General features: G+C 66.7%; 21 protein-coding genes. All 21 read left to right on the top strand.

What is annotated here, in order from left to right; all coding sequences use genetic code 11:
* Window positions 1–12 precede the first annotated feature (12 nt).
* The 21 genes from XcodCFBP4690_RS11605 (at window position 13) to XcodCFBP4690_RS11505 (ending at window position 26,465) form a co-directional block, all read left to right on the top strand.
* The gene (locus XcodCFBP4690_RS11605; protein WP_104541085.1) at window positions 13–1,158 is read left to right on the top strand and encodes an aromatic ring-hydroxylating oxygenase subunit alpha; all 1,146 of its coding nucleotides are present in this window, start codon (window positions 13–15) and stop codon (window positions 1,156–1,158) included.
* Window positions 1,148–1,771: an LbetaH domain-containing protein gene (locus XcodCFBP4690_RS11600; protein ID WP_104541084.1), complete on the top strand. Its 624-nt coding sequence runs from the start codon at window positions 1,148–1,150 to the stop codon at window positions 1,769–1,771. The genes XcodCFBP4690_RS11605 and XcodCFBP4690_RS11600 overlap by 11 nt, the downstream gene beginning before the upstream one ends.
* Window positions 1,772–1,789: 18 nt before the next feature.
* The gene (locus XcodCFBP4690_RS11595) at window positions 1,790–2,449 is read left to right on the top strand and encodes a class I SAM-dependent methyltransferase (RefSeq protein WP_104541083.1); all 660 of its coding nucleotides are present in this window, start codon (window positions 1,790–1,792) and stop codon (window positions 2,447–2,449) included.
* Window positions 2,449–3,402, top strand: a complete 954-nt coding sequence (locus XcodCFBP4690_RS11590; protein ID WP_146091885.1) for a hypothetical protein — start codon at window positions 2,449–2,451, stop codon at window positions 3,400–3,402. The genes XcodCFBP4690_RS11595 and XcodCFBP4690_RS11590 overlap by 1 nt, the downstream gene beginning before the upstream one ends.
* 90 nt (window positions 3,403–3,492) lie before the next feature.
* Window positions 3,493–6,987 carry a glycosyltransferase gene (locus XcodCFBP4690_RS11585; protein ID WP_104541149.1) on the top strand — a complete coding sequence of 1,165 codons (3,495 nt, stop codon included), beginning with the start codon at window positions 3,493–3,495 and terminating at the stop codon, window positions 6,985–6,987.
* A 1,001-nt stretch (window positions 6,988–7,988) separates the two neighbouring features.
* Window positions 7,989–8,360, top strand: a complete 372-nt coding sequence (gene fliE, locus XcodCFBP4690_RS11580; protein ID WP_167394582.1) for a flagellar hook-basal body complex protein FliE — start codon at window positions 7,989–7,991, stop codon at window positions 8,358–8,360.
* Window positions 8,361–8,373: 13 nt separating this feature from the next.
* Window positions 8,374–10,098, top strand: a complete 1,725-nt coding sequence (gene fliF / locus XcodCFBP4690_RS11575; protein ID WP_104541081.1) for a flagellar basal-body MS-ring/collar protein FliF — start codon at window positions 8,374–8,376, stop codon at window positions 10,096–10,098.
* A gap of 10 nt (window positions 10,099–10,108) precedes the next feature.
* Window positions 10,109–11,098, top strand: a complete 990-nt coding sequence (gene fliG / locus XcodCFBP4690_RS11570; protein WP_104541080.1) for a flagellar motor switch protein FliG — start codon at window positions 10,109–10,111, stop codon at window positions 11,096–11,098.
* Complete coding sequence (locus XcodCFBP4690_RS11565) at window positions 11,095–11,715, top strand: FliH/SctL family protein (protein ID WP_104541079.1); 621 nt, start codon at window positions 11,095–11,097, stop codon at window positions 11,713–11,715. The genes fliG and XcodCFBP4690_RS11565 overlap by 4 nt, the downstream gene beginning before the upstream one ends.
* Window positions 11,712–13,088, top strand: a complete 1,377-nt coding sequence (locus tag XcodCFBP4690_RS11560) for a FliI/YscN family ATPase (RefSeq protein ID WP_104541078.1) — start codon at window positions 11,712–11,714, stop codon at window positions 13,086–13,088. Before XcodCFBP4690_RS11565 ends, XcodCFBP4690_RS11560 begins: the two co-directional genes overlap by 4 nt.
* A 3-nt stretch (window positions 13,089–13,091) precedes the next feature.
* A complete protein-coding gene (gene fliJ, locus XcodCFBP4690_RS11555; protein WP_104541077.1) occupies window positions 13,092–13,547 on the top strand; it encodes a flagellar export protein FliJ in 456 nt (151 codons plus the stop codon).
* Window positions 13,544–14,818, top strand: a complete 1,275-nt coding sequence (locus XcodCFBP4690_RS11550) for a flagellar hook-length control protein FliK (RefSeq protein WP_104541076.1) — start codon at window positions 13,544–13,546, stop codon at window positions 14,816–14,818. Before fliJ ends, XcodCFBP4690_RS11550 begins: the two co-directional genes overlap by 4 nt.
* Before the next feature lie 186 nt (window positions 14,819–15,004).
* Entirely contained in the window at window positions 15,005–15,523 is a 519-nt protein-coding gene (locus XcodCFBP4690_RS11545) for a flagellar basal body-associated FliL family protein (protein ID WP_104541075.1), read from the top strand.
* Window positions 15,524–15,532: 9 nt separating this feature from the next.
* Window positions 15,533–16,546: a flagellar motor switch protein FliM gene (fliM, locus tag XcodCFBP4690_RS11540; protein ID WP_104541074.1), complete on the top strand. Its 1,014-nt coding sequence runs from the start codon at window positions 15,533–15,535 to the stop codon at window positions 16,544–16,546.
* Window positions 16,543–16,881: a flagellar motor switch protein FliN gene (fliN, locus tag XcodCFBP4690_RS11535; protein WP_104541073.1), complete on the top strand. Its 339-nt coding sequence runs from the start codon at window positions 16,543–16,545 to the stop codon at window positions 16,879–16,881. The genes fliM and fliN overlap by 4 nt, the downstream gene beginning before the upstream one ends.
* A complete protein-coding gene (gene fliO, locus XcodCFBP4690_RS11530; protein ID WP_104541072.1) occupies window positions 16,878–17,285 on the top strand; it encodes a flagellar biosynthetic protein FliO in 408 nt (135 codons plus the stop codon). The genes fliN and fliO overlap by 4 nt, the downstream gene beginning before the upstream one ends.
* Window position 17,286: 1 nt before the next feature.
* Window positions 17,287–18,144: a flagellar type III secretion system pore protein FliP gene (gene fliP / locus XcodCFBP4690_RS11525; RefSeq protein WP_104541071.1), complete on the top strand. Its 858-nt coding sequence runs from the start codon at window positions 17,287–17,289 to the stop codon at window positions 18,142–18,144.
* 760 nt (window positions 18,145–18,904) lie between these two features.
* Window positions 18,905–19,174 (top strand): flagellar biosynthetic protein FliQ, encoded by a 270-nt coding sequence (locus XcodCFBP4690_RS11520; protein ID WP_005917968.1) that lies wholly within the window; start codon window positions 18,905–18,907, stop codon window positions 19,172–19,174.
* A 13-nt stretch (window positions 19,175–19,187) separates the two neighbouring features.
* Window positions 19,188–19,979, top strand: coding sequence for a flagellar biosynthetic protein FliR (gene fliR / locus XcodCFBP4690_RS11515; RefSeq protein ID WP_104541070.1), 792 nt, complete (start codon window positions 19,188–19,190; stop codon window positions 19,977–19,979).
* Between the two features lie 91 nt (window positions 19,980–20,070).
* The gene (locus XcodCFBP4690_RS11510; RefSeq protein WP_104541069.1) at window positions 20,071–23,034 is read left to right on the top strand and encodes a ligand-binding sensor domain-containing diguanylate cyclase; all 2,964 of its coding nucleotides are present in this window, start codon (window positions 20,071–20,073) and stop codon (window positions 23,032–23,034) included.
* Window positions 23,035–23,543: 509 nt separating this feature from the next.
* On the top strand, window positions 23,544–26,465 hold the full coding sequence (locus tag XcodCFBP4690_RS11505; RefSeq protein ID WP_104541068.1) for a ligand-binding sensor domain-containing diguanylate cyclase: 2,922 nt from the start codon (window positions 23,544–23,546) through the stop codon (window positions 26,463–26,465).
* The last annotated feature ends 30 nt before the right edge of the window (window positions 26,466–26,495 follow it).

The following is a 26,495-nucleotide window of genomic DNA, read 5'->3' as shown; positions in this document are numbered from 1 at the left end:
AGGCAGTGACTCATGCGCTCGCGAATGCACCCCAGGTACTACCTGTCACCGGAGATTTTTGCCCGCGAGCAGGAAAAGATTTTTCGCAAGGTTTGGCTTTTCGCAGGTCTGAAGACCCTGCTGACGGAAAACAACAACTTCATCACCCGCAAGATCGCCGGCATCCCGGTCGTCATCCAGAATTTCAACGGTCAGTTGCGCGCATTCGAGAATGTATGTCTGCACCGCAGTGCGCCGCTGCAGACCGCGCCAACCGGACGACGTCCCTTGGTTTGCCCCTATCACGCCTGGAGCTACGACCAGGATGGCGCGATCAAGAATATTCCCGAATGTCGTGCCCTGTATCGCATAAGCCGGGCAGAACAGCAGAAGCTCAGGCTGCGTGAGTTCGCCTTGCACGCGATCGGCAACGTGCTGTTCGTCAACCTGGACAGTGACCCGATGCCAATCGAGGAACAGTTCCCCGCGCACTTCATTTCCATGCTGGAAAGCAGCTCCAACCTGTACGACGGCGAGGTGATGGTGACCACCTGGCACTGCAAGTTCAACTGGAAGCTGGCGTACGAGAACCTACGCGACGCCAATCACCCACGCTTTGTCCACCCCAAGAGCCTCGCCCGGGAATTCGACTTCATCCCCTATGTCGATACTGAACTGGCGGCCGAAGGCCTCCGTCCCCTGCCCGACACCAGCCCCACCGGGCTACGCGCGGAGATGCGCCGTTTCAGCTCGGCCGGCGCTGACGCGCCGATCACCGAGCCCAAGCCGATGCCGTTCCATGAGATGGTCGAGCGCTGGGGGGAACAGGACGCCTATTTCAACTGGCTTGCTTTTCCCAACATGCACATCGCCTGCCCCAACGGCGGCTATTCCTTCACCCTGGAACATCACATTCCCGTGGCCCCGGACAGGACCGACCTGGAAATCTATTGGTTCACCACGCGCAAGAAGAAGCCTTATGCTTTTTCCAGCTGGAACCTACTCTCGCACATGCATGGCAGCCGGCTGGTGACAGGCGAGGACGTGGAGATCATGGAGCATGTGCAATCGGCGCTGCACATGGACGCACCGATGCCGACCCAGGGGGTCTACGAATTCACCAACCGCTTGGTGGAGCGCTGGTACGCAACACTGATGGAGACAGAACATGGCCTCTAGATGCGTCATCGGAACCGGCATCTGCCTGGAGCAGGTCTTCAATGCCTGGAAGCAGGCCGAGCCGCAGGCCGACGTACGCAGGATCGAGGTTTCGCTACGCCCCGACTATAGCTTCGACCTGGACGCGCTAGATGGCCTGGACCCGGCTGCGGACAGACTGTTCATCGCCTACGACGAACGCTTCGGCAACTTCAAACGCATGGAGCTGATGCAGCTGGCGATGGCACGCGGCTTTAGCCTGGAGCCTTTCGTCAGCAGTTCGGCCGTAGTCGCTGCCGATGCCGTGATCGGCCGCAACTGCTTCATCGGCGACGGCGTGGTGGTCGGCGTGGGCAGCCGTGTCGATTACAACACCGTGCTGCATAGCGGGGTCAAGATCGGCGCCGGCGTACATCTGCGCCCCTCATGCTGGTGCGACATCGGCGTCAGTATCGGCCACGGCACCGAGATCGGCGCGCACGCCATTCTGCGTATGGGAGCGACGGTCGGCCCCGGCATCCGCATCGGCCGCCACTGTGAACTGGGCTGGCCACGGCTGTATGACCGGGACGTGCCCAGCCGCACGGTGTACGACACCCGCTATGACGAACCCATCCATGTCTATGGCAATTAGTCCCAAGGAGGCTGCACGATGAAAGATTACTCCCTGAAAAGCGGAGAGAGATATCACACGCTCGACCATAATCTGGTCGGCGGAGACCACTTGTGGCGATATCGTTACGCAGCCTCGCGCCTACCTAATGGTCATGCCCAGCTTTTCGGCGCGGACGTGTTCTGCGGTTCTGGATATGGATCAGCGTTGGTGGCGCGCGAAACCCAGGCTTCGATTCTCGCAATTGACGGATCGGAGGAAAGTGTTGCAGTAGCGCGCCGCAAGATTCACGCCCCAAACATCATTTGGGCAGCCAAGTTGTTTCCCTTCGATTTACCCGAGCAGTGCTTCGACTTCGTCATGAGCATGGAGTCGCTAGAGCATGTCAAGAATCATGAAGCTCTTTTCTGGGTGTTGAGCAAATCCCTGAAACGCGGCGGGCAACTTTTCATTTCCTGTCCCAATGAGAGTGTCATGCCCTACACGGGTTACAAATGGCATTACCGCCATTTTGTGCCGGACGAAGTACGCACGCTTGCACGCGAAAACGGGCTTGAAGAAGTCGCCGCATTCTCGACTCTGTGTTGCGGACTTAAAGATGGGCAAAGCGCAATCTTCTATCCCCACCAGATGCGCAACGACCAAGGTCTGGATATTGAAGTCGGCGACACCATGCTATTTGAATTCAGGAAGCCATGATGCGAATTTATGCAGCTGGCTGGGCGTTGCAGAGTCCGGCACTCAATTTCTTCAAACGGTTCCTAGTGCTGAATTCCATTCAGCTATCAGGCATCGTGTATCCGCGCCAAATCCCCGATGATTTGGATGGCATTCGAGTGCTGGACTTCGAAACTGCCAGGAGCGAGCTGCACGTGGGAGATATCGTCCTGGACTGCCATCGTCCTGGCGTAGATGACCTGCGCCTGGGCACTGCGCTAAGTGATTTTTTCGCAACGCTCGGTATCCAGACCATGAGCGTGACAGCCTTCATCTCCAGTTTGATCGAGAAGGATCAGGGCAATCTCCTGCGCTTCCCAGTTGTCGGCCTCACTTCGACCGACTTACGCGGCTTGCACGACGAACCTTCACCGCGGCTCATTGAAGACGGCTTCGTCGATCTGCGCTCTCATCAGATCGCCACCAGGCTCGATGCAATCGCCAGAAGCTGCGATTGGGACCAGATGCTCGCCTTCGATCAGGATCAGACTCTGGAGGATGAGCTGCGTGTCGTCCTAGCAGAACTGTACGCATATGGCATGTTGCAGCGTCTACATGTACTGAACACGCCGCTGCCCTTTCTGGAGGCGCTGCTGGCCCTGAAGATCCAGGCACCCGAAAGCGAGTTCGTGGTGGAACTGGCCGCGACTGCGGCACAGGCGCTAGGGCCGCAGCTGGAATTCTACCGGCGCAGCCTGGGCTGTATTCAGGTCGCTGAGGCATCTGCTGGCGTCACCTATTTATCCGGTTCAGCCAGTGCGATTGCCAGCGTGCTGCGCCCAGGACAGAGGAGTGCTCCTGCGGTTTTCTTAATGCGACGTTCAATCCTGGACATAGGCACGATTCGGCGCGCGAATGGCGCCCAGCCGTATCGCATCATGTTGCGTCAGCCGGACACCAGCCCTGGCAACTTGATCGCGGTGCTAATGAACTGAAAGCCGAAAAGTTCCCCTCCGTGGATACAGCATTTGACTGTTCAAGATGATCGATTACCGATGATTTGCGATGCCTTGGTCAGCATCGTCATGCCGACCTACAAGCCGCGCTACTTTGCGCAGGCGCTGGAGAGCGCGCTAGCGCAGACCTATCCGGCGCTGGAGTTGGTGGTCTGCGACGACAATGCCGATGGCGCGATCGAGGCAGTGGTGGCAACGCGGCTGGCCGGTGCGCCCTTCCCGATCCGCTACCACCGCAACACACCGCGGCTTGGCGAGCTCCTCAGCACGATCAAGGGGATTGGCCTGGCGCAGGGCGAATACGTCAAATTCCTGCACGACGACGATGTGCTGGCGCCGGAGTGCATTGCACAGCTGGTGGCGGCGATCGAGCGCAATCCGGGCACGGCCATGGCCTCTTCGCGCCGGCAGCGCATCGATGACGATGGCCAGCCACTGCCGGATATCCCGGCCACGTGTTTTCCGTTCGCCGACGATGTGTTGATCGACGGCCCGGAGCTGGTGTCGTTCCTGGCCGACCACGCCATCAACTTCATTGGCGAGCCGAGTTGCGTGCTGGCACGGCGTGCCGATCTGCTGGCGTTGGGCGACGGGCTGATGGCGCTTAACGGCAAGGCCATCGACTGGGTGGGCGATCTGGCGATCTACGTCAAGCTGCTGCGCCACGGCAACCTGGCGTTTCTGGCCAGTCCGCTCACGCAGTTTCGCGTGTCCAGCGCGCAGTTCAGCCAGGCCGGCCGCGATCAGGTCGGGGTCGGCGATCAGGGCCATGAGAACCTGCGCGAGGGCATCCGTCAGCTCGGCTGGCGACGCGAGCACGGCGACAACCGGCAGGTGCGGGTGGCGCCGCTCAGCCCGCACAAGGCGCGCGTGTTCAAGTCGGTGGATCTGGTCAATGCGCTGATGCGCAGCGCCGGCATGGTCGAGCAGGTCTCGCCGGCCACCTGGCTGGGTGTGCGCCATCCCAGCGATGTGCAGCGCGCACTGATCGATGCCCGGCTACAGGCGCATGGCGGCGGGCCGCGCATTGCGGTGATGCTGATTGATCGCGAGGGCGATGCCACGGCCGTGGCCGCCACGCTGGCCAGCCTGCAGGCGCCCGGCGGCTATCCACACCAGCAGGCCTGGGTGCTCAGCGCCTCGCCGGCGCAGGTCCGTGACGCCGAACGTGGGGTGCTGATCGACAGCGACGGCCTGGTGCCGGCGCTCAACCAGGCCGTCGCCACCCAGCAGGCCATCGATTGGGTGCTGCTGGTCGATGCCGGCGCGCTGTTTACCCTCAGCGGCCTGACCGTGGTGGCGTTGGGCCTGCTCGCGCTGCCGGATACCTGCCAGGCGGTCTATGCCGACGAAGTGGTCGCGCTGGACGACCGCCAGCTGGGGCTGGCGTTGCGGCCGGCGCTGTATCTGGACGCGCTGCTGAGCGCGCCTTCCACGCTGTCGCGGCATTGGCTGTTTCGCCAGGCCACGCTGGTGGCCGATGGCGGATTTCCCGCAGGTCCGGGCGCGGCCTTCGAGCTGGATTACCAGTTGGGGCTGGTCGAACGCCACGGGCTGGCCGGTGTGCAGCACATCGCCGAACCGCTGCTGGTGGCCTCCCCCCAGACCCGGCACGGCGATGCCGACGAACGCCAGGCCATTGCGCGGCATCTGGCCGCACGTGGGTATGTGGACGCGCAGGTACACAGCGCCGGCCCGGGCCGTCATGCGCTGGAGTACCGGCACGCGCAGCAGCCGTTGGTCAGCATTCTGGTGCTGGTCGATGGCCGCCTGGCACAGGTGCAGCGCTGCCTGGAAAGCATCCTGGCCAACACGGCGTACCCGCATTACGAAGTGCTGCTGCTGGACCGCGCCAGCAGCCAGCCGGAGCTGCGCGACTGGCTGGCCGGCATCGATGCGTTGGGGATGCAACAAATCCGTGTACTGCGCTTTGCCGCCGAGCCGTCGCGCGAAGCAGTCTGCAACGCAGCCGCCGAGCATGCGCGTGGGGATGTGCTGCTGTGGCTGGCCGCAGGCGCGGCAGTGATGAAGGCCGATTGGCTGGAGCAGTTGCTCAACCACTCACTGCGGCCGGAGGTGGGCGCGGTGGGCGGCAAGCTGTTGCGCGGCGACGGCACCGTGCACCACGCTGGCCTGTTGCTGGGCCTGGGGGCGCCGGTGGCGCGGGCCTTCGCAGGCAGTGCCTTCGACGACTCCGGTTACCTGCAACGCCTGCAGCTGGACCAGAACTATGCCGCGCTCAGTGGCGAGTGCCTGATGCTGCCGCGCCAGTTGTTCCTGGAAGCCGGCGGTTTTGCGCTGGAGCCGGAGCTGGCGCCATGGAGCGATGCAGACCTATGCCTGCGCCTGCACCAGGCCGGCTACCTCAATGTGTTCGCCGCACGCGCGCAGTTGCTGGTCGACCCGCTGGAGCCTCCTGCCGTCACCGCGCTGGACGAAGAAGCGATGTATGCGCGCTGGCTGCCGCTGATGGCCAACGACCCGGCCTACAACCCGGGGTTTTCGCTGGACCCGGGCGCCGGCTTCCAGCTGGCCGACCCGCGCGCCAGCTGGCGTCCACTGCAATCGTGGCGGCCGCTGCCGCGGGTGATGGCATTGCCGGCCGACATCGAGGGCTGCGGGCATTATCGGGTGATCCAGCCGCTGCGCGCCCTGCGCGAGGCCGGCCTGGCCGAAGGCGTACTGTTCAACGGCTATCTGGAGATCGCCGAACTGGCGCGTCAGGATCCCGACGTGGTGATCCTGCAACGGCAGGTCGGCGAGGCGCGACTGGAGGCGATGCGGCGGATGAAGGCGCTGTCGCGCGCGTTCAAGGTTTACGAGCTCGACGACTACCTGCCCAATCTGCCGCTGAAGAATGCCCATCGCGAACACATGCCCAAGGACATTCTCAAGACCGTACGGCGCGGGCTGGGCCTGGTGGACCGCTTCGTGGTCTCCACCCCTGCCCTGGCCGAGGCGTTTGCCGGGCTGCATCGCGATATCCGCGTGGCGGAAAACCGCCTGCCGCCGCATTGGTGGGAACATCTGCCTGCGCGGGCCGAACGCCAGGGTGGCAGGCCGCGGATCGGCTGGGCTGGCGGCGCCAGCCATACCGGCGACCTAGAACTGATTGCCGACGTGGTGCGCGAGTTGGCTGACGAAGTCGAATGGGTGTTCATGGGGATGTACCCGTTCGCGCTGCGCCAGCAGATTCACCAGTTCCAGCCGGGCGTGCCGATCGACCAGTACCCCGCGGCGCTGGCGGCGCTGGATCTGGATCTGGCGCTGGCGCCGGTAGAACAAAACCTGTTCAACGAGTGCAAGAGCAACCTGCGCCTGCTCGAGTATGGCGCCTGCGGCTATCCGGTGATCGCCAGCGACGTGCGCTGTTACCAGGGGACCCTGCCGGTGACGCTGGTGAAGAACCGCTATCGCGACTGGATCGGCGCGATCCGCGAGCACCTGGCCGACCCGGCCGCAGCGCGCGCCAAGGGCGAGACCTTGCGCGAGGTCGTGCGGCGCGACTGGATGCTCAGCGGCAGCCATCTGGACACCTGGCGAGCCGCCTGGTTGCCGGACTAGCGCAGGTGCGCTGCTGCTGCGTTTCTCCGTTTGCTTTAGAACGAATGTCTGACTGATGTGAATTGACGGCACGCCCTCATCCGGCGCTGCGCGCCACCTTCTCCCGCCAGCGGGAGAAGGAAAGGCTGGTGGCGCGGGGTCTGTTGGTTGCACAGCGACTGGTCGCCCATAGGCTCCCTCCCCGCTGGCGGGGGAAGGTGCCCGAAGGGCGGATGGGGGGCGTGCATCCGCACTGACGGAGATGTGGGTTTTCACTCCGATGCCAGGGGTTGCCATGCCTGCTGCCGCGTGGCGATGAAGGTGTGGCCCTCATCCGGCGCTGCGCGCCACCTTCTCCCGCCAGCGGGGGAAGGAAAGGCTGGTNCCCTTCCCCCGCTGGCGGGGGAAGGTGCCCGAAGGGCGGATGGGGGCGTGCATCCGCACTGACGGAGATGTGAGTTTTCACTCCGATCCCGCGGGTTGCCATGCCTGCTGCCGCGTGGCGATGACGGTGTTGCCCTCATCCGGCGATGCGCGCCACCTTCTCCCGCCAGCGGGAGAAGGAAAGGCTGGTGGCGAGTGGCCTGTAGGTTGCACAGCAACTGGTCGCCCACTGACTCCCTTCCCCCGCTGGCGGGGGAAGGTGCCCGAAGAGCGGATGGGGGGCGTGCATCCGCACTGACGGAGATGTGAGTTTTCACTCCGATGCCGCGGGTTGCCATGCCTGCTGCCGCGTGGCGATGACTGTGTTGCCCTCATCCGGCGCTGCGCGCCACCTTCTCCCCGCCAGCGGGAGAAGGAAAGGCTGGTGGCGAGTGGCCTGTAGGTTGCACAGCACCTGGTCGCCCACCGGTTCCCTTCCCCCGCTTGCGGGGGAAGGTGCCCGAAGGGCGGATGGGGGCAATAGCGACACGACTACGACAGGCGCCCAGAAACACAGGAACACACCCGCGTCGGAATCCCGGCGCCATTTCGGCACGCCGCTTGCATTGATGTGGATGCCTCCCTGGCAGACCGCACCCATGAGCGATTCCGTCACCTCCATCCTCTCGCAGATCCGCAGCTACCAGAGCCAGATGGGCCAAGGCCCGATGGGTGCGGTGGGCGATGCGGCGCGCGGCAATCAGATCCAGGGGCTGGCCGGGGCACAGGGAACGCCGGCCACGCAGGCGCCGAGCTTCAGCGAGACCCTGCGCGGCGCGCTCGGCAGCGTCAACGAGGCGCAGCAGAAGTCCGGCGCGCTGGCCAAGGCCTTTGAAATGGGCGACCCCAGTGCCGATCTGGCGCGGGTCATGGTCGCCTCCCAGCAGTCCCAGGTGGCCTTCCGCGCCACCGTGGAAGTCCGTAACCGTCTCGTCCAGGCTTACCAGGACGTCATGAACATGCCGCTGTAAGGATTGACGACACATGGCACTCGCGATCAGCAGAGAAAACGTGAACCAGAACGCCGAGAAGGCGGGTCAGTGGTTCGACCGTGTCCGCAGCCTGCAGATCACCCGCAAGCTGACCATGATGGCGATGATCGCCGTGGCAGTGGCGGCCGGTCTGGCGGTGTTCTTCTGGTCGCAGCAGCCCGGCTACCAGCCGCTGTACACCGGCCTGGATGAAAAGGGCAATGCCGAGGCGGCCGACCTGCTGCGCACCGCCCAGATCCCCTACAAGATCGACCAGGCCACCGGCGCCATCTCGGTGCCGCAGGACCGGCTGTACGACGCCCGCCTGAAGCTGGCCGGCTCCGGCCTGACCGGCAAGGAAACCGGCGGTGGCTTCGAGCTGATGGAAAAGGACCCGGGCTTCGGCGTCAGCCAGTTCGTGGAAAGCGCGCGCTACCAGCACGCGCTGGAAACCGAACTCTCGCGCACCATCGGCACCCTGCGCCCGGTGCGCGAGGCCCGCGTGCACCTGGCCATTCCCAAGCCCAGCGCGTTCACCCGCCAGCGCGAGGCGGCCAGTGCCTCGGTAGTGCTGGAGCTGCGCGGCGGCCAGGGACTGGAGCGCAACCAGGTCGATGCCATCGTCAACCTGGTGGCCTCCAGCATCCCGGACATGACCCCCGAGCGCGTGACCGTGGTCGACCAGAGCGGCCGCATGCTCTCCATCGCCGACCCCAACAGCGACGCCGCCCAGCACGCCGCCCAGTTCGAACAGGTCCGCCGCCAGGAAAGCTCCTACAACCAGCGCATCCGCGAACTGCTGGAACCGATGACCGGCCCGGGCCGGGTCAATCCGGAAACCAGCGTGGACATGGATTTCTCGGTGGTGGAAGAAGCCCGCGAGCTCTACAACGGCGAGCCGGCCAAGCTGCGCAGCGAGCAGGTCAGCGACACCAGCACCACCGCCACCGGTCCGCAGGGCCCTCCCGGCGCCACCAGCAACAGCCCCGGCCAGCCGCCGGCACCGGCCGTGGTCGGCGCCCCGGGCACTCCGGCGGCCGCCAATGGACAGGCCGCCGCACCGGCCACGCCGACCGAAAGTTCCAAGAGCGCCACCCGCAACTACGAATTGGACCGAACCTTGCAACACACCCGTCAGCCGGCCGGCCGCATCAAGCGGGTGTCGGTGGCGGTGCTGCTGGACAACGTCCCGCGCCCCGGTGCCAAGGGCAAGATGGTGGAGCAGCCGCTCACCGCCGCCGAGCTCACCCGCATCGAGGGCCTGGTCAAGCAGGCCGTGGGCTTCGACGCGGCACGTGGCGACACGGTGTCGGTGATGAATGCCCCGTTCGTGCGGGAAGCGGTGGCGGGCGAGGAAGGCCCGAAGTGGTGGGAAGACCCGCGCGTGCAGAACGGTCTGCGCCTGCTGGTCGGTGCGGTGGTGGTGCTGGCGCTGCTGTTCGGCGTAGTCCGCCCCACCCTGCGCCAGCTCACCGGCGTGACCGCGGTCAAGGACAAGCAGCGCAAGGCTGGCAACGATGGCACTCCACAGAGCGCCGACGTGCGGATGGTCGACGAAGACGACGATCTGATGCCCCGCCTGGAAGAAGACACCGCGCAGATCGGTCAGGACAAGAAGACCCCGATCGCCCTGCCGGATGCCTACGAAGAGCGCGTGCGCGTGGCGCGCGAAGCAGTCAAAGCCGATTCGAAACGTGTCGCACAAGTCGTGAAGGGATGGGTCGCCAGTGAAGCCTGAAACACAACCGATGACCGGAGTGCAGCGCGCCGCGGTGCTGTTGCTGTCGCTGGGTGAAAGCGACGCCGCCGAAGTGCTCAAGCACATGGACCCCAAGGAGGTGCAGAAGATCGGCATCGCCATGGCCACCATGACCGGCATCTCGCGCGACCAGGTCGAGAAGGTGATGGACGAGTTCAACGGCGAACTGGCCGGCAAGACCTCGCTGGGCGTGGGCGCCGACGACTACATCCGCAATGTGCTGATCCAGGCGCTGGGTGCCGACAAGGCCGGCGGCCTGATCGACCGCATCCTGCTGGGCCGCAACACCACCGGCCTGGACACCCTGAAGTGGATGGACCCGCGCGCGGTCGCCGACCTGGTGCGCAACGAACACCCGCAGATCATCGCCATCGTGATGGCGCACCTGGACAGCGACCAGGCCGCCGAATCGCTGAAGAACCTGCCCGAGCGCACCCGCGCCGACGTGCTGCTGCGCATCGCCACGCTGGACGGCATTCCGCCCAACGCGCTGAGCGAGCTCAACGACATCATGGAGCGCCAGTTCGCCGGCAACCAGAACCTGAAGTCCTCCAACGTCGGCGGCATCAAGGTCGCGGCCAACATCCTCAACTTCCTGGACACCGGCTCGGATCAGGGCGTGCTGGGCGAGATCAGCAAGATCGACGCCGACCTGGCCACCAAGATCCAGGACCTGATGTTCGTGTTCGACAACCTGGTGGACCTGGACGACCGCGGCCTGCAGACCCTGCTGCGCGAAGTCTCCGGCGAGCGTCTGGGCCTGGCCCTGCGCGGCGCCGACGTCAAGGTGCGCGAGAAGATCACCCGCAATATGTCCCAGCGCGCTGCCGAGATCCTGATCGAGGACATGGAAGCGCGCGGCCCGGTGCGCCTGGCCGACGTGGAAGCGGCGCAGAAGGAAATCCTCACCATCGTGCGCCGTCTGGCTGACGAAGGCGCCATCAGCCTGGGCGGCGCCGGTGCGGAGGCGATGGTATGAACGACGTGGTCACCCGCTGGCTGGCGCCCGACCTGCACATGGCCCCGGCCCTGCCGGAGCCGGAGTACGCCGAACCGGCCATGCTTGAGCCGGTGCTGCGCCCGCCGACCCTGGAAGAGATCCAGGCCATCGAGGACGCCGCCCAGCAGGAGGGCTTTGCCCGCGGTCATGCCGAAGGCTTCGCCCAGGGCCAGTCCGAGGTGCGCCGCCTGACCGCGCAGATCGACGGCATCCTGGACAACTTCACCCGCCCGCTGGCGCGGTTGGAAAACGAAGTGGTCGGCGCGCTCGGCGAGCTGGCCGTGCGCATCGCCGGCCAGCTGGTCGGCCGGGCCTACCAGGCCGATCCGCAGCTGCTGGCCGAGCTGGTCGGCGAGGCCGTGGATGCGGTCGGCGGCGCCGGCCGCGAGGTCGAGGTGCGCCTGCACCCGGACGACATCACCGCGCTGCTGCCGCACCTGGCGCCCAGCAGCACCACCCGCGTGGCCCCGGACATGAGCCTGAGCCGCGGCGACCTGCGCGTGCATGCCGAAAGCGTGCGCGTGGACGGCACCCTGGATGCGCGCCTGCGGGCCGCGCTGGAGACAGTCATGCGTAAATCCGGAGCAGGCCTGTGAGCGCCTTGTTGGGAGCCACCCCCGCCGACTGGCTGGACGCGCGCAATCTGCGCCTGGCCACCCGCCTGGGCGGCCTGGGCCTGGACCCGGCCGCCGGCCGCACCCTGATCCGCGAAGGCATCCTGCGCCGCGCGGTCGGCCTGACCCTGGAAGCCACCGGCTGCGAAGCGCCGATGGGCGCCACCTGCAAGGTGGAGGTGGACGGCGGCTGGGTGGATGCGGAAGTGGTCGGCTTCGCCGGCGAACGTACCTACCTGATGCCCAGCGCCGAGCTGCATGGCCTGCTGCCCAATGCCCGCGTGGTGCCTTCGCGGCGCCGTGGCGGCGTGGAAGTGGGCGAAGGCCTGCTAGGTCGCGTGATCGACTCCGACGGCACCCCGCTGGACGGCAAGGGCCCGATCCGCGCCGAAGGCAGCATCGGCATGGCCGGTGTGTCGATCAACCCGCTGGCGCGCGAACCCATCACCACCTCGCTGGACGTAGGCGTGCGCGCCATCAACGCGATGCTGCCGATCGGCCGTGGCCAGCGCGTGGGCCTGTTCGCCGGCTCCGGCGTCGGCAAGTCGACGCTGCTGGGCATGATGACCCGCTTCACCTCCGCCGACGTGATCGTGGTCGGGCTGATCGGCGAACGTGGCCGCGAAGTCCGCGATTTCGTCGAAACCACCCTGGGCGAGGAAGGCCTGCGCCGCGCCGTGGTCGTGGCCGCACCGGCCGACCGCCCGCCGCTGGCGCGCCTGCATGGCGCCTACCGCGCCACCGCCATTGCCGAATGGTTCCGCGACCAGGGCCTGAACGTGCTGCTGCTGATGGATTCGCTGACCCGCTTTGCGCAGGCGCAGCGCGAGATCGGCCTGTCGGTCGGCGAGCCGCCGACCACCCGCGGCTACCCGCCGTCGGTGTTCGCCAAATTGCCGGCGCTGGTGGAACGTGCCGGCAACGGCGCCAAGGGCCGCGGCTCGATCACCGCCTTCTACACCGTGCTGACCGAAGGCGACGACCCGCAGGACCCGATCGCCGACGCCGCCCGCGCCATCCTGGACGGCCACATCCTGCTCTCGCGCCGGGTTGCCGACAGCGGCCTGTACCCGGCCATCGATCTGGAATCCTCGGTCAGCCGCGTGGTTCAGGACATCGCCGACGAACCCTGGCGCCTGCGCATCCGCAAGCTCAAGCGCCTGCTCTCTGCCTACACCGCCAACCGCGACCTGATCGCCATCGGCGCCTACCAGCGCGGCAGCGACCCGGCCACCGACGAAGCGCTGGCGCGTTGGCCGGAGATCGTCGAATTCCTTGGCCAGGACGTGCACAAGGCCTCGCTGCTGAGCGACAGCCTGTCGGCGCTGCAGCAACTGGTGGAACCCGAGAATTAATCCATGATGCAGTCCAAGCGAATCGATCCCCTGCTGCGCCGCGCGCAGGAACAGGAAGACAAGGTGGCCCGCGACCTGGCCGAGCGCCAGCGCATGCTGGACACCCACCAGTCGCGCCTGGAAGAACTGCGCCGCTATGCCGAGGAATACGCCAACAGCCACATGGCCGGCACCAGCGCGGTGGCGCTGAGCAACCGCCGCGCGTTCCTCGACCGGCTCGACAGCGCCGTGCTGCAGCAGGCCCAGACCGTGGAAAGCAACCGCGCCAGGGTCGAATCCGAGCGTACCCGCCTGCTGTTGGCCAGCCGCGAGAAGCAGGTGCTGGAACAGCTGGCCGCCAGTTACCGCGCCCAGGAAAACAAAGTGATCGAACGCCGCGACCAGCGCGAAATGGACGACCTCGGCGCCCGCCGCGTGCGCCTGGCGCGCGCCGAAGATACCCACGGAGAATCCGCATGAATCCCCTGTCCGCCTTCGCCGCCGGCCTTGGCGCGCTCGCCGGTACCGGCAAGAAGTCCAGCTATAGCGACCCGTCGTCCGACCCGGATCCGGCCAAGGACCAGTTCGCGCGCATGCTGCAGCCGACCAATACCCCGCAGCAGGCACCCGAGCGGGTGCCGGCCAAGCAGGCCGCGCCCAAGTCCAGCCAACCCGACAGGCAGCGCGCCGACGACGATCGCGGCGATGACGCCACCGGCGATGCCACCGCACGTCCGCGTGCGCAGGACGGCGATGCCAAGCCCGCGCAGTCGGCCAAGGAGCCGGCCGCCACGGACGGCAGCACCGCCGCCGCGACCGCCAAACCAGGCACCGCCGGCAAGGACGGCCAGGACGGCAAGGAATCAGCGGCCGATGCCGCCACGGCCACCGAGGCCGGCTGGCCGCCGCCGGGTCTGGGCGGGTTCGGCCTGAGCCTGCTGGCCCAGGCCGTGCCGGGTGGCGATGCACTGGCCGCCGCTGCCGCTGCGCTGGCGGCCAGCGTGGCCAACGCCGCCGGCACCACCCCGACCGCAACCGCCGCGCCGACCGACGCGGCAGCACCGGCCGCCTCCGCCACCGTGGGCACCGCGCTGCCCTCGCTGGGCGCACTGGCACTGGCAGCAGCGACCGTTGCCAAGCCCACCTCCACCACCGCGGTGAGCGGCGATGCGCAGACGGCCGCGCTGATGAGTCTGGCCGCAAAGGCCTTGGCACCGGCCAAGGACGACGGCGCCGCAGCGGCGGGCCCGGACGCCCCGGCCTTCGTGTTGCCCACTGCCGCCGCGCCCGTGCTCAACCGCGTGCAGGACCCGGCACCGATCTTCAGCGCCTCGCCCACCCCGACCCCGGAGATGGGCAGCGACACCTTCGACGATGCCATCGGCGCCCGCCTGAGCTGGCTGGCCGACCAGAAGATCGGCCACGCCCACATCAAGCTCACCCCCAACGAGATGGGCCCGGTCGAAGTACGCCTGCACCTGGAAGGCGACAAGGTCAACGCCAGCTTCACCGCCGCCCATGCCGACACCCGCCAGGCGCTGGAGCAGAGCCTGCCGCGGCTGCGGGAAATGCTCGGCCAGAACGGCTTCCAGCTCGGCCAGGCCGATGTGGGCCAGCAACAGCAGAGCCAGTCCGGCAATCGCAACGGCGGCGGCAGCGAGGGCAATGGCCTTGCGCTGGACGACAGCCCGGTCGTCGGAATTCCGTCGGTCGTGTTACGCCAGCGTGGATTGCTGGATGCCTACGCCTGATCCCATGCGCGGCAGTCGTCCATGGCGGGCCTGTCGCGCCCGCCTGCTAGGAACGGTGTGCCCCCCCCCCCGCGGCGCAAGGCTTGCGGGGGGATTTTGCGTGGCCGCGCATACGTGCCAGGAAACCGACGCGGCTTTGGCACGCTGATTGCATCCATTGGGTGAGCATTCCCCCTGGAGCAGACCGTGGCAGCCGCAAAGAAACCCGAAAAGACCGAAGACAAAGACGAGAAGAAGAAGGGCGGCAAGAAGCCCATCCTGCTGATCGCCATCGGTGTGGTGGTGCTGGCGGCCGCCGGCGGCGGCGCTTGGTTCTTTCTCGGCCACAAGGGCGAGGAAAAAGGCGGCAAGCACGCCGCCCCCAAGGTGGCCGAAGTGCCAAAGCCGGCACAGTACTTCCCAATGGACCCGGCGATTGTGGTTAATCTGGCCGATCCTGGCGACGGCCCGCAGTATCTTCAGGTCGAAGTGCAGCTGGTCACCCGCGACCCGGAAGAACTCAAACTCATCACCGAGAACGCCCCTGCCATCCGTGCGCACCTGTTGATGCTGCTGTCCCAGGTCAAGGCCACCGACGTGGCCGACCTGGCCGGCAAGCAGAAGCTGCAGAAATCCGCGCTGGCCGAAGCGCAGAAGGTAATGACCAGCGAAACCGGCAAGAAATGCATCGAAGAATTGCTGTTCACCAGTTTCGTCACCCAGTAAGGCTGCCCCATGAGCGTGAGTGATCTGCTTTCCCAGGACGAAATCGATGCCTTGCTGCACGGCGTGGATTCGGGCGCGGTCAACACCGAGCCGGAGCCGTTGCCTGGCGAGGCCCGCCAGTACGACCTGTCCAGCCAGGACCGCATCATCCGCGGGCGCATGCCCACCCTGGAGATGGTCAACGAGCGTTTTGCACGCCTGTGGCGCATCGGCCTGTTCAACCTGATCCGGCGCTCGGCCGACCTGTCGGTGCGCGGCATCGACCTGGTCAAGTTCAACGAATACATGCACTCGCTGTACGTGCCGACCAACCTCAACCTGATCCGCTTCAAGCCGCTGCGCGGTACCGGGCTGATCGTGTTCGAGCCCACCCTGGTCTTTACCGTGGTGGACAACTTCTTCGGCGGCGACGGCCGCTTCCACACCCGCATCGAAGGCCGCGAATTCACCGCCACCGAGATGCGGGTGATCCAGCTGATGCTCAAGCAGACCTTCGCCGACCTGAAGGAAGCCTGGGCACCGGTGATGGACGTGGACTTCGAGTACATCAACTCGGAGATCAACCCGCATTTCGCCAACATCGTCACCCCGCGCGAATACGTGGTGGTGTGCCGCTTCCACGTGGAGCTGGAGGGCGGCGGCGGCGAGATCCACATCACCCTGCCGTATTCGATGCTGGAACCGATCCGCGAACTTCTCGATGCCGGCATCCAGAGCGACCGCAACGACCGCGACGACTCGTGGAACGTGATGCTGCGCGAACAGCTCGATACCGCCGAAGTGACCCTGTCCAGCGTGCTGGCCAGCAAGCGCATGAGCCTGCGCCAGCTCACCGGCCTGAAGATCGGCGACATCCTGCCGATCGACCTGCCCGCCCAGGTGCCGCTGTGCGTGGAAGAGATCCCCCTGTTCACCGGCGAATTCGGCGTTTCCAACGGCAACAACGCCGTGAAGATCACCGCCGTGCGCCCACCCGGCGTGCAAGCTCCGCGTGCCGTTCCATCCCAGGACCCCAACCCATGACCAACTCCGACATCCTCGACGCCGCGCCTGCCACCTTCGACAGCCTGCAGGCCGAGCACGACCAGAACGCCGCCGACCTCAACCTGGACGTGATCCTGGACGTGCCGGTGACGCTGTCGCTGGAAGTGGGCCGCGCGCGCATTCCGATCCGCAACCTGCTGCAGCTCAACCAGGGCTCGGTGGTGGAACTGGAGCGCGGCGCCGGCGAACCGCTGGACGTCTACGTCAACGGCACCCTGATCGCGCACGGCGAAGTGGTGGTCATCAACGACCGTTTCGGCATCCGCCTGACCGACGTGGTCAGCCCCAGCGAGCGGATCCGGAGGCTGCGTTGATCGGCCTGCTGGCCGCTGCCGCGCCCGCCGCGGCCAAGGCCACCCAGGTGGGCGCACAGGCCCCGGCCACGCCCAGCATGTTTGGCGCAGTCTTTGCATTGCTGCTGGTGCTAGCGCTGATCGTCGGCCTGGGCTGGTTGCTCAAGCGCATGCCCGGCAGCGGCTTCCGCAGCAGCGAGGGCCTGCGCCTGGTCACCAGCCTGGCGGTGGGCGCCAAGGAGCGCGTGGTGGTGGTGGAAGTCAACGGTCAGCAACTGCTGCTGGGCGTCACCCCTGGCGGCATCACCACCTTGCATACCTTGCCCGAACCGCTGCCGCCCACCCCGGCCCCCACCCTGCCCAACCTCAAGCAACTGCCCAATTTCGCCCAGCTGCTCGCCCAGAAGCTGCGCAAGGACCCGTGACATGTTCAGTAGCTGGAATCGCTGGGGGCGCAGCCTCCGCCTGGTGTTGATCCTGCTGGCGATGAGCTGCCCGCTGCTGGCCGCCGCGACCCCGGCCGCGCTGCCGTCGGTGGCGCAGGCCGCTGCACCGGCCGCCGCTCCCGCCGCCGCCCCGGCGGCGGTGCCGCCCGGCTCCAACCAGTTGCCGAACCTGCCGAACGTCAGCGTGGGCCGCATCGGCGACCAGCCGGTGAGCCTGCCGCTGCAGACCCTGCTGCTGATGACGGCCATCACCCTGCTGCCGTCGATGCTGCTGGTGCTGACCGCCTTCACCCGCATCACCATCGTGCTGGCCCTGCTTCGCCAGGCACTGGGCACTGGCCAGACCCCGTCCAACCAGGTGCTGCTTGGCCTGGCGATGTTCCTGACCGCGCTGGTGATGATGCCGGTGTGGCAGAAGATGTGGGGCGCCGGCCTGCAGCCCTATCTCAACAACCAGATCGACTTCTCCAGCGCCTGGACACTGACCACCCAGCCCTTGCGCGCCTTCATGCTGGCGCAGATCCGCGAGACCGACCTGATGACCTTCGCGGGGATGGCCGGCGACGGCAAGTACACCGGCCCGGACGCGGTGCCGTTCCCGGTGCTGGTAGCCTCGTTCGTGACCAGCGAGCTGAAGACCGCCTTCGAGATTGGCTTTCTGATCTTCATCCCGTTCGTGATCATCGACCTGGTGGTGGCCAGCGTGCTGATGTCGATGGGCATGATGATGCTGTCGCCGATGCTGATCTCCGCTCCGTTCAAGATCCTGCTGTTCATCCTGGTGGATGGATGGGTGTTGGTGGTGGGGACGCTGGCGGCGAGCTTCAACGCGTCGTAGCTGTGGATGGCGCGCTGTGCTTTTGTTCTTTGCTCGTCCGGGGCCCCATACCGCAGCGGCAAGGCCGGCAGATACAACCCGCAGGGCGGCGCGCATGGATGCGCGTCGTTTTTGTAAGGGACATGGATGTCCCTTACAAAAATTTCTGCCGGCCTTGCGCACCCGCAGCGCCGCAGGCGCGGAGGGCGCGAGGACGGGGTGTGCTTTCTTTTGGTTACTTTTCTTTGCACAAGCAAAGAAAAGTGACTCGCGCCCGACAGGGCGTGAAAGCCGTTGATTTGCTGTTCCAATCTCATAGCAACCGTTCAAGCAAAAACACTAGCGAAGGCAGAAGCAGAGCTTTCGTCCCCCTTCGGGGGGCGAGTCACTTTCTTTGCTTGTGCAAAGAAAGTAACCAAAGAAACACACCCCGTCCTCGCGCCTTCCGCGCTGCGCGCTCCAGGTCCGCAATCCGGGTAGAAATTTTTGTAAGGGACATCCATGTCCCTTACAAAAACATCGCGCATCCTTGCGCGATGCCCTGCGGGTTGTATCTACCCGGATTGCCGCTGCGGTATGGGGGCCCGTAAAGCGAACAGCAAAGGCACAGCAACGGCAACGGCAACGGCAACGGCGAAACGCGTCGAAGACGCTGCGTCAACATGCCGCAAGCAAAAGTCCGCGCTACCCTCTAGCTCCCAGCCAAACCACCGACCCGAATCCCCAATCCCGAATCCCCAATCCCCGCCCCTTTGGCACCCGACTTGCATCACCACCGCCCATGAGCCCTGAAATCGCCCTGACTGAATTGCGTGGTGGCCTGGTCACCGTCCTGTGGATTGCCGGACCGATGTTGCTGGCGGTGCTGGTGGTGGGTGTGGTGATCGGCGTGGTCCAGGCCGCCACCCAGTTGAACGAACCCACCATCGCCTTCGTCGCCAAGGCGGTGGCGTTGACGGCCACCCTGTTCGCCACCGGCAGCATGCTGCTGGGGCATCTGGTGGAGTTCACCATCGCGCTGTTCCAGCGCATTCCGCATCTGATCGGCTAGCGGGCCGGACCGGATGGATGCCGCCACCCAGATGGTGATCGACGGCCAGCGCGCGTTCGCGATGGTCGGGGCGATCATGTGGACGATGCTGCGCACCGGTGCGTTGCTGACCGCGATGCCGCTGATCGGCACCCGGGCGGTGCCCGGGCGGGTGCGGGTGATGCTGACCGGGACCCTGGCGATGGCGCTGGCGCCGATCCTGCCGCCGGTGCCGGAGTGGGATGGCTTCACTGCCAGCGCGGTGCTCAGCATCGCGCGCGAACTGGCGGTCGGCGCCAGCATGGGATTCATGCTCAAGCTGATCTTCGAAGCCGGCGCGCTGGCCGGCGAGCTGGTGTCGCAAGCCACCGGCCTGTCGTTTGCGCAGATGTCCGACCCGATGCGCGGAGTGACCTCCGGCGTGATCGCGCAGTGGTTCTATATCGGTTTTGGGCTGTTGTTCTTCGCCGCCAACGGGCACCTGGCGGTGATCGCGCTGCTGGTGGACAGCTACAAGGCGTTGCCGATCGGCACCGCCATTCCCGACGCCAGCGCCTTCGCCGAAGTCGCTCCCACCCTGTTCCTGCAGATCCTGCGCGGCGGGCTGACCCTGGCGCTGCCGATGATGGTGGCGATGCTGGCGGTGAACCTGGCCTTCGGTGCGCTGGCCAAGGCCGCGCCAGCCCTGAACCCGATGCAGTTGGGCCTGCCGCTGACGGTGTTGCTGGGGATGTTCCTGCTGTCCAGCTTCGCCAGCGAGTTCGCACCGCCGGTGCAGCGCCTGTTCGATATCGCCTTCGATGCTGCCAGGGAGCTGACGGCCTAGCCGCGCCGGCTCAAGTTTTGCGCAGGGTCGCCGTCAACGCTGGGGACGATCGACCCGTTCCGTCATATCGCCCCTCGCCCCGCGGAAGCCGATGCCCAACCCTGCCCTGTTCGCCTGTCCTGTCCTGCGATGCGCAGTGTCGCGGGCGCGTCTGTGGTTGGCGGCGGCAGTGCTGCTGCTGGCCTGCACGTGCGGTGCCCATGCGCAGAGTTACAGCTTCCGCGATTACGGCCAGGCGGACGGCCTGCAGGGCATGACCGTCAACGGGCTGGTCGAAGACCGGCGCGGCGTGGTGTGGGTGGCAACCGAGCTGGCGCTGCACCGGTTCGAACGCGATCGCTTCATCGCGGTCGAGCGCGATACCGGGCTCGATGCCCGCTACACCCGCGCCCTGACACTGGATCACGCAGGACGGCTGTGGGTTGCCACCGCCAACGGCGTTTTCGTGCGTATCGGCGACAGGTTTGTGCAGGTGTTCAACGAGGGCGAACGTATCAGTGCCGATGCCGGCAACGTGATCGCGGCCTATCGCAATGGCGTGGCGGTCGTCAGCGACGGCGCGTTGCTGGCGTTGACCCCTACCGACGGCGACCACTGGCAGGTGCAGACGCTGGAGCTGGGAACAGCCGACGGCAACGTGCTCAAGGTCGGCCGTACCCTGCTGGCCGATGGGCAGTCGCTGTGGGTGTCCTGCAACGCCGGTGTCTGCCGCCTGGACGCCGACGGCAGGGTGGTCGAAACCTTGTTCGAAGCCGATGGCGTACCGGCCAAGCGTTGGCGTGTGATCTTTCGCGAGCGTGGCGGCCGGCTGTGGCTGCGCGGCGGCGGCATCATGGTCTCGCGCGAACCCGGCGCGTCACGTTTTCAGGAGCGCCCGGCCAATCCGCACAACAGCTTCAAAACCATGTCCGGCGCGACCACGATGGTGGAAGACCCGCAGGGCCGCATGTTGACGCGATCGGATCAAGGGTTGGTGCGCTGGGAGGGCTCACAGTGGTCCGACATCGGCAACGACCAGGGCATGCAGCTGGATGCGCTGGTCGGCCCATTGCTGTTCCAGAGCACCGGCACCTTGTGGATCGGCACGCGCGGCACCGGGCTGCAGCGTCTGCTCGGCTACGGCACCATCGAGCATCTCACCGAAGCGCAGGGCATGGCTGCGGCGCCCATCTGGTCCATGCAGCGCCTGCCGGACGGCACGCTTGCGGTAGGCGCCGATGGCGGCGCCAACCTGCTCGCGCCACGCGCCACGCACGCCCAGCCCTGGCACCTGGAGGACGGCAAGCCGTTGTCGCAGACGCTGAGCATCGCGGTGGCGCCCGATGGCGCGGCCTGGGTGTCGTATTACTCCGGCGCCATCGCGCGGCGCGACCCGGCGACCGGATTGACCCGGCGCGTGATGGATCTGCCGCGGCCTGGCTACAAGATCCTGTTCGATCGCGACGATTCGGTCTGGATCGCGACACCGCGCGGGCTGGCGCACGGCCAGGCCAGCCCGCCCTACGGGTTGATCTCCGACCCGGCAATGGCGACGACGTTCGTTGGCGACATCGACTTCGACCCCCAGGGCCGCCTGTGGGCTGCCACCGGCGATGGCCTGTACCGCCGCGACGGGACGCGCTGGGTGCATGTGCCGGTCACCGGTCGCCTGCCCACCCAGGACATGTACCAGATCGATTTCGCACCCGATGGCGAAATCTGGCTCTCGTTGCGCGAAACCGGGTTATGGCACGGCCGCCTGCAGGCAGACGGCAGCCTGCCGGTACAGGCGGTGGACGACCCGTTGCTGTCCAGGGTGATGCCTTTCATCCTGCGCCACGACCGCAAGGGCCGCTTGTGGGTAGGCAGCAGCCAGGGGCTGGATCTGTACCAACGTGGCCGCTGGTCGCGGATCACCCACGCCGAAGGTCTGTTATGGGACGACCTGGCGTCCAATGCATTTTTCGAAGACGACGACGGCAGCATCTGGATCGGCAGCAGCAGAGGGCTCAGCCATCTGCGCGACCCGCAGCAGTTGTTCGCGTCGCAGGCGCTCAGGGTCGAGGTCAGCCAGGTCCGTCGCGGCACCCAGATCGTACCGGCCGGCGGCGTGCTGGACTGGTCGGAAACGCCGCTGGACATCGAGCTGGACACGCCCGGCGTCGAGGGCGGCGCCGACCGCATCAGTTTCCGCTACCGCGTGCAGGGCCATCAGGCGCGCTGGACCACCACCTCGCTCAGCCATCTCACCTATCCGCTGCTGCCACCAGGCCATTACACGCTCGAAGTGCAGGCGCTGGATGCCTATCAACGCAGCGCAAGCGAGGTGGCGCGCTTCCACTTCGTGCTGCGCCCACCCTGGTGGCGCAGCATCCCCGCGCTGATCGGCTATGTGGTGCTGGCCATCGCCGCGGTGATCGTGCTGCTGCGTTGGCGTACCGCCAAACTGCTGCGTCGCAAGCGCGAGCTGGAGCAGTTGGTGGCCCAACGTACCGCAGAGTTGGAGCAGGACAAGCGCGATCTGGAATCGGCCCGTGCCGCGCTGGCACTCAAGGCCACCCATGACGAACTCACCGGCCTGCTCAACCGCGCAGGCATCCTTGCTGCCCTGCGCGACATGCTGGAGCGCGCCGACGCGACCGCCCAACCGCTGGCGGTGGTGCTGATCGACCTGGATCACTTCAAGCTGGTCAACGATCAGCACGGCCACCTGGCCGGCGACGCGGTGCTGGCCGGAGTCGGCCGCCGCATGGATACGCTGGTGCGCGGCGACGACCGCATCGGCCGCTATGGCGGCGAAGAATTGCTGGCAGTGCTGCCGGGGTTGACCCAACAAGCCACCCATCGGCTGGATGCCCTGCATCGCGGCATCTGCGGCGACTACCCTATCGATGGTGGCTGGCTGCATGTCACCTGCTCGATCGGGGTGGCGTGGTTGCAGCCCGGCGAAACGCTCGAGCAACTGCTGGCGCGCGCCGATGCTGCGCTGTACCGCGCCAAGCGCAGCGGCCGTAACCGCATCGATTACGACAATGGTCAACTGCCGGCAGTGGTGATCGCCGACAGCGATGGCTGAGCGCCTGGGTCGCAGAACCTCCAGCTGCACCTGGCCATCTCCGCCCTATGCGATGACTCCGCTGGCCGTGCAGTGCGCACAGACAGACCCGATGCGGCGCGTATCGCGCTGATCTGCCACCTGTGGCGTGGCGCGACGCCCGCAGCGGGTCGACCGCGTTGCCAGCCTGCGCGGGCCGGTTCGCCGCCTTCGTACACCGGATGCGGGCGGTCACGCCTGCCGGCGGCGGCTGGTCGCCACCGCCTGCGTGCGCACGGCATGCACCCGCTGCGGCCGGCATCGAGCACCTGGCTTGATCGTGGTCGCAGCCAGTCTAGGCAGGATCTGCGCAGCGGTTGCGCTCGCCGATTCATCGCGTCAATTGATTGCCGCATGCAATTAAAGTAAACCGCGTGAACAGCCGCTAGTCGCTATATCGCGGCCTGCGATGGGGCCGCCCATGGCAAGCGTGAGACACCGCGCGAGGGGCGCGGACCGCACACACCGATGCGTGGGAGACAGCAACGCTCGTGGGGTTTTTGCAGCGCCAACGGAGGTCGCCGGGCCGGAGTGCATCGTTTGCTGCGGTGCTGCTGGTGGCGTTGCTGTCGTTGTCGGAACTGGCCAGCGCGCAAAGCGCCAGCATCCGCCGCTATGCGCACGACCAGGGCCTGCTCGGCCTGGCGGGCACCTGCCTGCTGCAATCCCGCAACACCTTGTTGTGGGTGTGCACCGAAAGCGGGCTGTATCGCTATAACGGCCGTCTGTTCCAGCAGGTTGTGCTGGACGGCCTGCGCAACGAACCGATCACCGCGATGAGCGAAGCGCCCGACGGGCGGCTGTGGGTGGCTGGATTCCAGGCCTTGTTCGTGGGCGACGAGCGCGGCTTTCGCAAACTGGCGCGCGATGAGGCCGAACACCTGCAGGACGGCATGCTGCTGGCCAGCCTGTCCTGGGGCACGGTGCTGGCCAACGGCGGCACCCTGGAACGCCTGAGCGAACGCGCCAACGGCCGTTGGCACAGCGAGCCGCTGCTGGACACCGCAACCCGGGTCAAGGTGCCCGAGTTGTCCAAGGTGATCAGCCTGTCGGTGGACGGCGACACGCTGTGGGCAGGCTGCGCGCACAAGCTGTGCGCCATCGATGCGCAGCGCAAGGTGCAGGTCTACGGCCCCGAGCAAGGCGTCCCCGACGATCGCTGGTACAGCGTGCTGCGCGATCGCGACGGTGCGCTGTGGGTGCGTGGCGCCGGCACCCTGCTGTATCGCGCGGCCGGTGCCAGCCGCTTCAGCGTGCGACCGCTGCCGCTGCTGGACGGCACCACCGTCGGGCAACAGGCGCCGCTGGTGATGGACCGCGAGGGACGCGTCCTGGTCCGTCGCAACGATGGCCTGGCGCGCTGGGAAAACGGTCACTGGCGCAGCTTCGGCGCAGGCAACGGGCTGCCGCCGGGCAGCAGCGATGCGATCGTGGTGGACCGCGATGGCGATGTCTGGATGACCGTGGACGGCGAAGGCCTGGTGCGCTGGGCCGGCTACGAATGGATCGAGAACTGGGACGCTTCGCAAGGCATGCCGGCCGCGCCGACCTGGTCGATCGCACGCGATGCGCACGGTGCGCTGGTGGTGGGCAACGAACACGGCGCCGGGCGCAAGGACACCCCGGGCGGACGCTTCGTGCCGGCCCTGCCGGAGTCGGGCATCCAGATCGTGGGCATGGCGCGCAGCGCCGACGGCAGCCTGTGGACGATCAATTCGGCCGGGTTCCTGCGCCGCAACTGGCCCGATGGCCGTAGCACCGCGGTCGCCAGGCTGCCCCGCACCGCCCGGCGCCTGCACAGCGATCGTGAGGGCCGGCTGTGGATCCTGACCGCTGGCGGCCTGTTCGTGATCGAGCAGCCGCTGGAGGGCGGCGTGCCGCAGGCGGTGGCCGATATGCCCACCATCGCCTACACCGACATCCAGCAGACCGCTGACGGCACGCTCTGGATCTCCAGTGCCAATGGCCTGTTCCGGTTGCAGGGCCAGCGCTGGTCCAAGCTGCGGGTGAAGGTCAACGGCGGCGATGCCGACCCCTGGATCAGCAAATTCCATATCAGCGACAGCGGCGAAGTATGGCTGGCGTTCTATCGGCCCGGCGTCTGGCACGGCATGTTGCTCGCCGATGGCCTGGACCTGCAGGCGATCAGCGACGAAGCGCTGCGCGATGTCGGGGTGTATCTGCTGCGCGGCGACAGCGTCGGCCGGGTCTGGGTCGGCCATGCCCGCGGCGTGGAGGTCTACAACGGCGAGCACTGGGCGCATCTGTCGCAGTCGCAGGGCCTGCTGTGGGACGATGTCTCCGAAGCGGCCTTCGCCGAAGATCCGGACGGCTCGGTGTGGATCGGCACCGCGCGCGGGGTCAGTCATCTGCACGACCCGGCCCGGCTGTTCGACCAGCGCCAGCCCAGCGTACGCATCGACAGCGTCAGCCGCGGCGGTGAGCCGATCCGCAGCGGGCAACTGCTGGGCTGGAGCGACAAGCCATTGCATATCGAACTGTCGACGATGGAGGTCTACGACGACCCGAGCAGGCTGACCGTGCGCTATCGCCTGCTCGGCCTGCACGAGGAATGGATCCAGAGCGATGACCTGTCGATCGACCAGCCGCCGCTGCCGGCCGGGCACTTCCGCCTGCAGGTGCAGGTGCTGGACCGCTACCGGCGCACCGCCTCGCCGGTGGTGGACCTGGCCTTCGCGGTGGCGCCGCTGTGGTGGCGCAGTCCGCCGGCGATCGCGCTGTACCTGCTGATCGGCGGCGGCCTGCTGATCGGGCTGTGGAGCTGGCGCCACCGCCACCTGGTGGCCCGCGAACGCATGCTGGCCGAGCTGGTGGCCGAACGCACCTATCAGCTGGAGCGGGAAAAACGCGACCTGGAAAGCGCACGCGCGGCGTTGGCCCTGAAGGCCAGCCACGACGCGCTGACCGGCCTGCTCAACCGCTCCGGCGTGCTCGAGGCGATGACCGAGGAACTGCAGGCCTGCGCGCATGCCGAGCATCCATTGGCGGTGGTGCTGATCGACCTGGACCACTTCAAGCAGGTCAACGACGAGCACGGCCATCTGGTCGGCGACGCGGTGTTGGCCAAGGTCGGCGCGCGGCTCACCGCCTGCCTGCGCGATTCGGACAAGGTGGGCCGCTACGGCGGCGAAGAACTGCTGTTACTGCTGCCCGGCATGCATCGGCAGAGCCAGCACCGGCTGCGCGCGATCCACGAAGCGATCAGCCTGCCGCCCTACGACGTGGGCGCCGCGCGTCCGCTGCAGGTGACCTGCTCGATCGGGGTGTCGTGGTTCCGCGTCGGCGACACCGCCGCCACCCTGCTGGCTCGCGCGGACGAGGCGCTGTACCGGGCCAAGCGCCACGGCCGCAACCGTATCGAACCGGAAGAACCTGAAGTTTCCGTGGCCTGATCCACAGCGTTGCGGTAGACGACCTCAAGA

The organism is Xanthomonas codiaei (genome assembly GCF_002939785.1).
Lineage (GTDB): Bacteria > Pseudomonadota > Gammaproteobacteria > Xanthomonadales > Xanthomonadaceae > Xanthomonas > Xanthomonas codiaei.
The sequence above is the reverse complement of the archived record's forward strand: the minus strand, read 5'-3'. Positions and strand labels throughout refer to the sequence as shown.

Bases quoted from the DNA above. Each gene is read 5' to 3' on its own strand.
- fliM (WP_104541074.1), top strand. From the start codon at position 15,533: ATGAGCGTGAGTGATCTGCTTTCCCAGGACGAAATCGATGCCTTGCTG.
- fliE (WP_167394582.1), top strand. From the start codon at position 7,989: ATGAGCGATTCCGTCACCTCCATCCTCTCGCAGATCCGCAGCTACCAG.
- fliR (WP_104541070.1), top strand. From the start codon at position 19,188: ATGGATGCCGCCACCCAGATGGTGATCGACGGCCAGCGCGCGTTCGCG.
- XcodCFBP4690_RS11590 (WP_146091885.1), top strand. From the start codon at position 2,449: ATGCGAATTTATGCAGCTGGCTGGGCGTTGCAGAGTCCGGCACTCAAT.
- fliG (WP_104541080.1), top strand. From the start codon at position 10,109: ATGACCGGAGTGCAGCGCGCCGCGGTGCTGTTGCTGTCGCTGGGTGAA.
- XcodCFBP4690_RS11510 (WP_104541069.1), top strand. From the start codon at position 20,071: ATGCCCAACCCTGCCCTGTTCGCCTGTCCTGTCCTGCGATGCGCAGTG.
- XcodCFBP4690_RS11565 (WP_104541079.1), top strand. From the start codon at position 11,095: ATGAACGACGTGGTCACCCGCTGGCTGGCGCCCGACCTGCACATGGCC.
- fliP (WP_104541071.1), top strand. From the start codon at position 17,287: ATGTTCAGTAGCTGGAATCGCTGGGGGCGCAGCCTCCGCCTGGTGTTG.
- XcodCFBP4690_RS11600 (WP_104541084.1), top strand. From the start codon at position 1,148: ATGGCCTCTAGATGCGTCATCGGAACCGGCATCTGCCTGGAGCAGGTC.
- fliN (WP_104541073.1), top strand. From the start codon at position 16,543: ATGACCAACTCCGACATCCTCGACGCCGCGCCTGCCACCTTCGACAGC.
- fliJ (WP_104541077.1), top strand. From the start codon at position 13,092: ATGATGCAGTCCAAGCGAATCGATCCCCTGCTGCGCCGCGCGCAGGAA.
- fliF (WP_104541081.1), top strand. From the start codon at position 8,374: ATGGCACTCGCGATCAGCAGAGAAAACGTGAACCAGAACGCCGAGAAG.
- XcodCFBP4690_RS11585 (WP_104541149.1), top strand. From the start codon at position 3,493: ATGCCGACCTACAAGCCGCGCTACTTTGCGCAGGCGCTGGAGAGCGCG.
- XcodCFBP4690_RS11550 (WP_104541076.1), top strand. From the start codon at position 13,544: ATGAATCCCCTGTCCGCCTTCGCCGCCGGCCTTGGCGCGCTCGCCGGT.
- XcodCFBP4690_RS11595 (WP_104541083.1), top strand. From the start codon at position 1,790: ATGAAAGATTACTCCCTGAAAAGCGGAGAGAGATATCACACGCTCGAC.
- XcodCFBP4690_RS11520 (WP_005917968.1), top strand. From the start codon at position 18,905: ATGAGCCCTGAAATCGCCCTGACTGAATTGCGTGGTGGCCTGGTCACC.
- XcodCFBP4690_RS11605 (WP_104541085.1), top strand. From the start codon at position 13: ATGCGCTCGCGAATGCACCCCAGGTACTACCTGTCACCGGAGATTTTT.